Source organism: Methylobacterium sp. (assembly GCF_028290105.1).
GTDB lineage: Bacteria > Pseudomonadota > Alphaproteobacteria > Rhizobiales > Beijerinckiaceae > Methylobacterium.
In genome coordinates this window covers 1-9,087 of record NZ_JAQGKL010000125.1, presented here as the reverse complement: position 1 = coordinate 9,087, position 9,087 = coordinate 1, and the positions used below count along the sequence as shown (strand labels likewise).

The window sequence follows — 9,087 nt, the reverse complement described above, 5'->3', positions numbered from 1 at the left end:
GCGAGCGGCGCCTCGCGGCGACGAGGCTTGCGGTTGATCACCTGCTTCAGCTTGGCTTTCAGCACCGACATGTCGAAGGGCTTCAGGATGAACGCGTCGGCGCCCGCCTGATGCGCCAGATTGATGTCCTCGAAGTCGAACGAGGCCTCGGTGAGCAGGAACGGCGTGTTCATCAGGGCGTCGTCCGCCCGGATCTCGCGCAGGAACGAGAGGCCGTCCATCGGCTCCATGTCGAGGTCGGAGATCACCAGGGCGTAGCGGCGCTGGCGCATGCGCTCCAGGGCCGTGACGGCGTCCGTCACGCCCTCCACGTCGGGGAAGCCGATACGGTTCATCAACAGGACGACCAGCTTCAGGAGCTTCTCCTGGTCATCGACGATGAGGATCGCGGGCGTCTCGCTCATGGGTTTTCATGGGTTTGAGTGCGGGACGACGAGGTCGTTCCGGGCAGGCATGTCGTCAGACAAACAGGTGATCGATGCCCTGCTTGGACATCGATTCGGCCTGGAGGCTGACCGCGAGGGAATGGATCGCGGCGGCCTTCGGGGTTCCGCGCTGGAACATGGGCAGCAGGTTCGCCTTCTGGAAGACCGCGTCGTTGACCGGATTGCGGATGCCCGTGGCGAAGGAATTCACGAACTCGCGCTTGATGATCTCCCGCCACTCGACGATCTGCACGTCGCGGTGGCGGGTATCGTTGCTGATCCGGGTGAAGGCGTCGCTGATGGAAGTGCGCTCGCCCTCGATGATCTGCGCGGCGAAGTTCTGCTCGATGATTAGGAACGAGGTGATCACCGCGAACTCGTTCTTCTTCTGCGCCTGTCGCGTGATCTCGCCGATCTGCTGCGTGCGCGAGGGCGCATCCGCCGAAAGGTTCAGCCGCGAAAAGTAGATCAGGTGGACGAGGGTCGACCGTTTGGCTCTCATGAACGCGATCCCGCCTTCGATTCCGCGACGATAGGCCGATCGGCGATAACGCGGCGTAAACGAGCGGGCGCGTCAGGTAGGACCCGGCAAAACCTGCCGCCTGACCCGACCCGGAGCGGTTCTTGCCGAGCGCACGCCAGACGAAACCAAAGAAAACCAATGACTTATCCCTGGCACACCGATTGCTGATCGAGGCCAAGGCCGGTGCGAAGATGCGTCGGCGACGCACTCGTCACGCAAGGTTTTCGGCCATGGATGTCTTCACCGCGATGCAGACGGCCGTCTCCGGCCTGAAGGCCCAGGCGTTCTCCCTCGATAACATCTCGGGCAATATCGCGAACTCGCAGACCACCGGCTTCAAGCGGGTCGACACCAGCTTCGTCGATCTCGTCGCCGAGCAGCAGACGCCGAGCCGGCAGGTCGCCGGGACGGTGGCGGCCAATTCTCGCCAGACCACCACGGTCCAGGGCGGCCTGAACGCCACCGATGTCGGCACCAACATGGCGCTCAACGGCAGCGGCTTCTTCGTGGTCCAGACGAAGACCACCGACGCCAACGGACAGGCGAACTTCTCGCCCTCCGACTACTACACGCGACGCGGCGACTTCGCCCTCGACAAGGATGGCTACCTCGTCAACGGCGGCGGCTCCTACCTCAAGGGCAACAGCCTCGATCCCGTCACGGGCCAGGCCACCGACGAGGGGCCGATCAAGGTCTCGAACTCGATCCTGCCGGCGCACCCGACCTCGAGCATCACCTACTCGGCCAACCTGCCGAAGACCCCTGCGACCACGAACGCCAACACGAACGTGCCCGGCTCCGAACTGCTCGGTACGCTGGCCTCGGGGGCGAACCCCGCCATCCTGTCCGGCACCGGGTCCAGCACGGTCTCGGTCGCCGACGCGTCGAGCTTCATCAACGGCAGCATCGCGGGACCGTCGCTGACGGCCTACACCGCGAGCGGCGGTCCGGTCGGCGTCCAGACCCGCTGGGCCAAGGTCCAGAACGCCGACACGGCTGCGGGCACGAACGACGTCTGGAACCTGTTCTACGCGGACAAGAGCGCGGTCACGAGCACGGCGACGTCCTGGACGAATGCCGGCACCGCCTTCCAGTTCAACGGCAGCGGGCAGCTGACATCCCCCGCCACCACGTCGGTCACGATCCCGGCACTCACCGTGGACGGCGTCAACCTCGGCAACATCCAGTTGAACTACGGAAGCGGCGGCCTGACCGGCTACACCGCTTCCGGCGGTACCGTGACCACCAACACGCTGACGCAGGACGGCTACACCTCGGGCACGCTCAACAACCTCAGCATCACCAAGGACGGCAAGGTCTCGGGCACCTACAGCAACGGAAACACCGTCGCGCTCGCCAACATCAAGGTGGTCCAATTCAACAATTCGGACGGGCTGAAGGCGGATTCCAACGGCACCTACGAGCAGACCCTGGATTCCGGCACGCCGCTGGTGGGCCTCGACGGCACGACGGTGATCGGCGGCAACGTCGAGCAATCGAATACCGACATTGCGAGCGAATTTTCGAAGATGATCGTAACCCAACAGGCATATTCCGCCAATACGAAGGTCATTTCGACGGCTCAGGACATGATGACGGCGTTGATCAACATCATCCGATGAGGCCGGCCCGGACCGGCCGTGACCTGAACCAGGGAGGAGGGGCTTCGTGAGCTTCAACGCCATCAACACCGCCACCGCCGGTCTGAAGGTGACTCAGGCGGCGATCGGCGTCGTCTCGCAGAACATCGCGAATGTCGGCACCGCCGGCTACACGAAGCGCACCCTCACGCCGGTGGCCCAGGGCGTCGGCAATTCCAGCGTCTCGACCGGCACCATCGGCCGGGCGCTCGACGCGGCCTCGCAGAAGCAACTGCGCATGGAGACGTCGGGCGCGGCCTATACGGGCTCGCTCTCGGCGGTGCGGACGCAGCTCGACCAGCTCTACGGCACGCCCGGCACCTCCACGGCCCTCGACGGGGTCGTGAACGACTTCGCGCTCTCGCTGCAATCGCTCGCCAGCGACCCGACCTCGGCGCCGGCCCGCGCCACCGTGCTCACGAAGGCCGCCAACCTCGCCTCCAGCATCGGCACCATCGCGGGGGGCGTTCAGGACCTGCGGACCGCCACCGAGAGCCGGCTCGGGAGCGACACCGCCAAGGCGAGCGAGTACCTGAAGTCCATCGCCACCCTGAACACCCAGATCACCGGAACCACCGACGACGGCGCGCGCGCCGACCTGCAGGACCAGCGCGACCAGGCGATCACCGGCCTCTCCGCCTATCTCGACGTGCAGACCGTGGACCAGCGCGACGGGACGGTCTCGGTCATCACCACGTCGGGAATGACGCTGGTCGATCGCGGCGCGGCCGCCACCCTGACTTTCGACGGCCGCGGCACGCTCTCGCCGGACGCCGCCTATTCGCAGGATCCGACGCAGCGCGGCGTCGGCACCATCACGGCGAACACGCCGGGCGGGGCCCATATCGACCTCATCGCCGCCAAGGCGATCCGCTCGGGCTCGCTCGCGGCGGGCGTCGAGCTGCGCGACACCATTCTGCCCCAGGCCCAGCGCCAGCTCGACGAGTTGGCCGCCGGCCTCTCCCGGTCCATGTCGGATCGCAATGCGACGGGCACCCCCGTGACCGCCGGGACCAGCACCGGGTTCGACATCGACCTCGACGGGCTGCAGGCCGGCAACGCCGTCACGGTGAGCCTGCGCGATGCCGCCGGCGTCCAGCGCAACCTCGTGCTGATGCCCTACACCTCGGCCACCGCGCCGACCGTGAAACCGACCGACACCAACGACCCCACGGCGACGATCGTCCCGATCAAACTGACGGGCACGAATGCGGGCCTGCGCGACGCGATCCAGACCGCGCTGGGCGCCAGTTTCAGCGTCACCAGCCAGCCCGGCGCCGGCACCGGGGGCCTGCGCATCACCACCGATCCCGCCACCGGCGCACCGACGTTACTCGGCGTCGGCGCCAGCGTGACCCAGCCGCAGAGCCCGGCCGACTTCCAGAAGGGCCAGCCGCAGCTGGCGCTCTTCGTCGACAGCACGGCGAAGGGCACGCTCTATACGGGCTCCTTCGACAAGGGCTCCCAGCTCACCGGCTTCGCCCAGCGCATCGGCGTGAACCAGGCCCTCGTCGGCAACACCGCCAGCCTGGTCAACACCTCATCGAACACCCTGGCCTCCGATACGACGCGGCCGCAGTTCCTCTACACGGCCCTCACCGGCTCCAGCCGCACCTTCGCGGCGGCGAGCGGGATCGGCGGCATCAGCGCGCCCTACACCGCGAGCGTGCAGGACTTCGCCCAGCGCATCATCGACGCGCAGGGCGCGGGCGCCTCCACCGCCCAAAGCCTCGACGAGGGCCAGGGGATCGCGCTGGCGACCGCGCAGTCGCGCGTCGCCTCGACCTCCGGCGTCAGCATCGACGAAGAGATGTCGAAGCTGGTGCAGTTGCAGACCGCCTACAGCGCCAACGCGCGGGTCCTCACGGCCGCCCGCGACCTCCTCGACACCCTGCTGCGGATCTGAGGAACGCCCGCCGTGCAAGACATCCTTCCGAGGTCCCGATGAGCATCGCGCCCTTCAACGCCAGCACCTTCCGAAGCGACCGCAACACGGCGAACCTCGTGGGGCTGAAGAGCCGCCTCGACACGCTGACGACGCAGCTCGCCAGCGGCAAGGCCGCCACCACCTATGGCGGTCTCGGCGCCGGGCGCACCACCAGCCTCAGCGCGCATGCGGCGCTGAGCGCCCTCGATGGCTACGACGCCGCGATCACCGGCGCCACCACGCGGGTCACGCTGGCCAATGCCAGCGTCACACAGGTCAACACCCTCGGCGACGGCCTGCGGCGCTCGCTGACCGCGAGCAACGACTCGACCACCGCCAACACGCCCAAGATCGCGCGCGACAGCCTGGACGCGGCCATCGACGCCCTGAACGTCGATGCGGGCGGACAGTACATCTTCGGCGGGCGGGCCACGGATTCTCCCCCCGTGGTCTCGTCCGACATGATCCTGAACGGCGACGTTTCCACCAACCGGGACGGCCTCAAGACGCTGATCGCCGAGCAGAAGGCGGCCGATCTCGGGCCGAACGCCAATGGCCGCGTCGCCGCGAGCGCCAGCGGCTCGACCGTGACCCTCAGCGAAGAGGGCACGGGCGCGGCCGGCACCGAAGCCCGTGCCAATTTCGGCTTCCGTCTGCTCTCGGCCACGAGTTCCAACCCGGCCGGCATCACCGCCGGTACCACCACGGCCGCCACGGCGCCGCCGGTCGCGATATCGATGGCGAATGCGCCCGCCGAGGGGGACCGGATCCGGGTCGCGCTCAACCAGCCGGACGGGACCCAAAGCTTCGTCGACCTCACCGCGAAGGCCTCCTCGACCCCGGGCGCCACCGACACGATGCCGGTTTTCGCCACGGCGGCCGAGGCCGCGACCTACCTGACCGACCGCTTCAAGACCGCGAACGTCGCCAGCATCCAGGGGCCGGCCGCCCTCGCGATCCAGGCCGATTTCGGCGCCGGAACACCGGCCTCGCTGACCCTGGGCGTGACCGGGACACCCAGTGCGGGCGACACCGTGACGGTGAACATCGCCCTGCGGGACGGCACCACCCAGAGCCTGACGCTCACGGCCCGGGCGAGTGCCGACCCAAAATCCACCACCGAGTTTTCGTTGAGCGGCGACATCGCCGCCAACCTGACAAGCGCCGTCAACAATGCCCTGAAGGGCGCGGCATCGACCACCCTCTCGGCGAGTTCCGCTTCACGCGCTTCGCAGGACTTTTTCGCCGGCTCGGCCTCGGCCGGCCTCGCGCCCCGCCGCGTCAGCGCCGACGGCAACGGCTATGCCGAGCAGGCGAGCAGCAAGACCGTGATCTGGTACACGGGCGACGACACCGCCGCCGACCCCAGGGCGACCGCGACCGCGCAGGTAAGCGCCAACCGGGTGGTCAACATCGGCGTCCAGGCCAACGAGGCGCCAATCCGCGCCGTGCTCGCTGGGCTCGCCATGGTGGCGGCCGACACCGGCACGACGGGAGCCGCCGGAACCCCCGAGGCCGTGCGCTTCGGCGCGGTCGCGGATCGCGCCCGCAGCCTGTTGGTCACGGATGGCACCGGAGGCGGCGTGCCCGGGATCGCGAGCGACCTGGGACTGGCGGCGAGCACGCTCGCCAACACGAAGACGGAGAATCGGACCAACCGTGCGGCGCTGCAGGGCTCGCTCGACGGTGTCGACACGATCTCCGCCGAAAGCGTCACCGCCCAGTTGCTGCAACTCCAGACCCAGTTGCAGGCGAGCTACCAGGTGACGTCCATGCTCTCGAAGCTGACCCTGGTCAGCTATCTCGGATAGGACAGACCCGGCGGCGGTCCCAGAGGCTCACGCGATTTGGCGCCGAGCCCGGGATGGCTTAACCCGAGGTCGGTTCATACCGGGGTTCGATGCCATGAAACGTGCGGCCTGCGTGGGAACGGCGATCGTCCTCGTGACGTCGATCGGTTCCGCTTCGGCAATCGAGAAACCCCAGGCGCCTGCGCCGCGCGAGGCGCTTCAGTCCTGTCCGCGCCAGGGGCCGGGCTTCGTGCGCGTGCCGGGCTCGGCGACCTGCGTGCGCGTCAGTGGCCGCGCCGTGGGCGGCATCGATGTCGGCGCGCAACGCGCCGCGCCGGTCACGGCCGGGCAGCTCTCCATCGACACCCGAACGGAGTCCGATCTCGGGCCCGTGCGCGCCTTCGTGCGCATGGGGCACGGGCGCCCCTGAGGTACGACGCTCCCCAGGGTACGCGACGCCTCAAAGGCTGCGTGACAGCACCAGGGGCTGGCTGCGCGCGACGCCGCTGCGGCCATAGGGGGAGGGCCCCTGCGAGGGCCGCCCGTAGATGGTCGGCGTGCCAGCGCGGTTCATCTCGTCCGCCAAGGTCTTGACCAGCCCCTCGGAGACCGTGCGGGCGGTGGCGAGAACGGCCTGGTTGGTCTCGACGGCCGCCGTGAAGCGCGCATGCGCGGCCTTCAGCGTCGTGACGCCTTCCGGGTTGAAGCGGGCGAGCGCGATGGCATTGGCCTTGGTCGCCTCGAGTCCCTGCAAATAGGCGGCCGCCAGGGTCGACTTGCGTTCGGATTCGGCAAGCCCCTCGCGCAGGCGTCCGACCCGGATGTGGTCGCTCTCGCGGGCGAGCACCGCCTCGAGCGCGTCGAGGCTCGCGATCACCCCGGCCACGTGCGCCACTGCCCCGACGCGATCGGTGATGCGGAGCGTCGGAATTTCAGCTGGCCTTTGCACCGGCACCCTCCTGCATCTTCATCATCTCGCGGAACACCTGGTCGGCGATGCCGACGCCGCCGCTCTTCACGATCTGGCCGGCATATTCCTTGGTCATCATCGAGCGATAGACGCCGCCCCCGGTGCCGTTCTCGCCGAGCGGCCCCTCGCCGTCCGTCTGCGCGATGCGGTCCAGCGACTGCTCCAGGAACATCGATTCGAAGTCCGTCGAAGCCTTGCGGGCCTTCGCTTCGTTCGCCGTCTTGGCGGCATTCGTCGCCGAACCTCCGACCGCGCCCTGCACGGTCTTGGCGATGTCACCGATGATGGCCTTGCCGACCCCGAGGGCGGCGCTGGCGGCGAGTGGCGCGAACAGCATGGGACTTACCTCGCGTGCGACGGGAGAGATGGAGAAGGGGATCGGGCCGGCATCACATGACCTCGATGTCGGCTTGCAGCGCGCCGGCGGCCTTGATCGCCTGCAGGATGGAGATCAGGTCGCGCGGGCCGATGCCGAGGGCGTTGAGGCCGTCGACGAGTTCGCGCAGCGTCACCCCCTCCTTGACCAGAGCGAGCTTGTTGCCGTCGCCGGTGTCGACCTTGACCCCGGTGCGCGGCACCACGGTGGTGGCGCCGTTCGACAGGGGCGCCGGCTGGCTCACCTGCGGCTGCTCGGTGATCGTCACGGTGAGGTTGCCCTGCGCAATCGCCACCGTGGAGACCCGCACGTCGCGGCCCATAACGATGATGCCCGAGCGCTCGTCGACGACGACCCGCGCGGTCTGGTCCGGCTCGACCTTGAGCTGCTCGACCTCGGTGACGAGGCGGATCATGTTGCCCGAGTAGCGGGCCGGGATCTGCAGGGTGACGGTGGCGGGGTCCGTGGGCTCGGCGGTGTCGGCGCCCATGAAGTCGTTGATCGCCGAGGCGATGCGCTTCGAGGTGGTGAAATCGGGATTGCGCAGCGACAGGCGCAGGGTGCGCATGTCGTTCATCTTGAACGCCATCTCGCGCTCGATCATCGCGCCGTTCGGCACGCGCCCGTTGGTGGGGACGCCCCGGGTGATCTTGGCGGCGTCGCCTTCGGCGGAGAACCCCGCGATGGCCACAGACCCCTGCGCCAGGGCGTAGACCTCGCCGTCGGCGCCGAGGAGCGGCGTCACCAGCAGGGTGCCGCCCTGCAGGGATTTGGCGTCGCCGAGGGACGAGACCGTGATGTCGATGCGATTGCCCTGGGTGGCGAAGGGCGGCAGGCTCGCGGTGACCATCACCGCCGCGAGGTTTTGCGTGCGCATGGTGGCGCCCCGCGTGTTCACGCCGAGCCGCTCCAGCATCGCCTGGAGCGACTGCTTGGTGAAGGGGATGTTGTTGAGGGTATCGCCGGTGCCGTTGAGGCCGACCACGATGCCGTAGCCGACGAGCTGGTTCTGGCGCACGCCCTCGACGCTGGCGAGGTCCTTGACCCGCGACAGGGCGAGGACAGGGGCCACGTGTCCGACTGCCAGCACCAGGCCCGCCAAAAGGCAGAGCGCGTGGCGGAGGATTCGGGTCGGGCCGGTGAGGGCGTCGGGCATGGCACTCTTCGAGGCGTACAGGTCCTCGGTATGGTGCCAGGAGCGTGCCAAACGCGCGTTTACGCCAATCGGTTGATTTTGAACGTTTTTTCAAACCCGATAGGAAGCGGACAGCACCTCTCGGCCTGACGCTTCGTGCCGACCCGGCATCTTCTGCCGGGAAATTTACGAGCGGTTAACCAAGCGGATCGGATGCTGGCGCTGCCGGGCGTCCACCCGCCCCGATCGGTTTCCATCCCATGCGCGTCGACCCCCGCTTCGTCACCTCAAGCACAGGCCC

The 9,087-nt window shown here is 68.3% G+C and carries 9 protein-coding genes; 4 read left to right on the top strand and 5 right to left on the bottom strand.

Annotated features, from left to right (window positions below; all coding sequences use genetic code 11):
• Together JWQ05_RS08995 and JWQ05_RS08990 are read right to left on the bottom strand one after the other, a co-directional pair.
• On the bottom strand, window positions 1-404 hold a 404-nt coding region (locus JWQ05_RS08995; protein ID WP_299657684.1), incomplete at its 3' end, for a response regulator.
• A gap of 55 nt (window positions 405-459) precedes the next feature.
• The gene (locus JWQ05_RS08990) at window positions 460-927 is read right to left on the bottom strand and encodes a BLUF domain-containing protein (protein WP_299657682.1); all 468 of its coding nucleotides are present in this window, start codon (window positions 925-927) and stop codon (window positions 460-462) included.
• A gap of 251 nt (window positions 928-1,178) precedes the next feature.
• Between JWQ05_RS08990 and JWQ05_RS08985 the strand changes: the two genes are divergently transcribed.
• The 4 genes from JWQ05_RS08985 (at window position 1,179) to JWQ05_RS08970 (ending at window position 6,735) form a co-directional block, all read left to right on the top strand.
• The gene (locus tag JWQ05_RS08985) at window positions 1,179-2,570 is read left to right on the top strand and encodes a flagellar hook protein FlgE (RefSeq protein WP_299657680.1); all 1,392 of its coding nucleotides are present in this window, start codon (window positions 1,179-1,181) and stop codon (window positions 2,568-2,570) included.
• A gap of 46 nt (window positions 2,571-2,616) precedes the next feature.
• Window positions 2,617-4,494, top strand: coding sequence for a flagellar hook-associated protein FlgK (gene flgK, locus JWQ05_RS08980; protein WP_299657678.1), 1,878 nt, complete (start codon window positions 2,617-2,619; stop codon window positions 4,492-4,494).
• A 38-nt stretch (window positions 4,495-4,532) separates the two neighbouring features.
• The gene (locus tag JWQ05_RS08975; protein ID WP_299657676.1) at window positions 4,533-6,326 is read left to right on the top strand and encodes a hypothetical protein; all 1,794 of its coding nucleotides are present in this window, start codon (window positions 4,533-4,535) and stop codon (window positions 6,324-6,326) included.
• Between the two features lie 133 nt (window positions 6,327-6,459).
• Entirely contained in the window at window positions 6,460-6,735 is a 276-nt protein-coding gene (locus tag JWQ05_RS08970; protein WP_299657675.1) for a porin, read from the top strand.
• Window positions 6,736-6,765: 30 nt separating this feature from the next.
• Here the strand turns inward: JWQ05_RS08970 and JWQ05_RS08965 are convergent, their stop codons facing one another.
• Genes JWQ05_RS08965 through JWQ05_RS08955 form a run of 3 tightly spaced genes read right to left on the bottom strand, consistent with a single transcriptional unit; the run spans window position 6,766 to window position 8,807 of the window.
• Window positions 6,766-7,254 carry a hypothetical protein gene (locus JWQ05_RS08965; protein ID WP_299657674.1) on the bottom strand — a complete coding sequence of 163 codons (489 nt, stop codon included), beginning with the start codon at window positions 7,252-7,254 and terminating at the stop codon, window positions 6,766-6,768.
• Window positions 7,238-7,612 carry a rod-binding protein gene (locus tag JWQ05_RS08960; RefSeq protein ID WP_299657673.1) on the bottom strand — a complete coding sequence of 125 codons (375 nt, stop codon included), beginning with the start codon at window positions 7,610-7,612 and terminating at the stop codon, window positions 7,238-7,240. Before JWQ05_RS08960 ends, JWQ05_RS08965 begins: the two co-directional genes overlap by 17 nt.
• Before the next feature lie 52 nt (window positions 7,613-7,664).
• Window positions 7,665-8,807 carry a flagellar basal body P-ring protein FlgI gene (locus JWQ05_RS08955; protein WP_299657672.1) on the bottom strand — a complete coding sequence of 381 codons (1,143 nt, stop codon included), beginning with the start codon at window positions 8,805-8,807 and terminating at the stop codon, window positions 7,665-7,667.
• Between the last annotated feature and the right edge of the window lie 280 nt (window positions 8,808-9,087).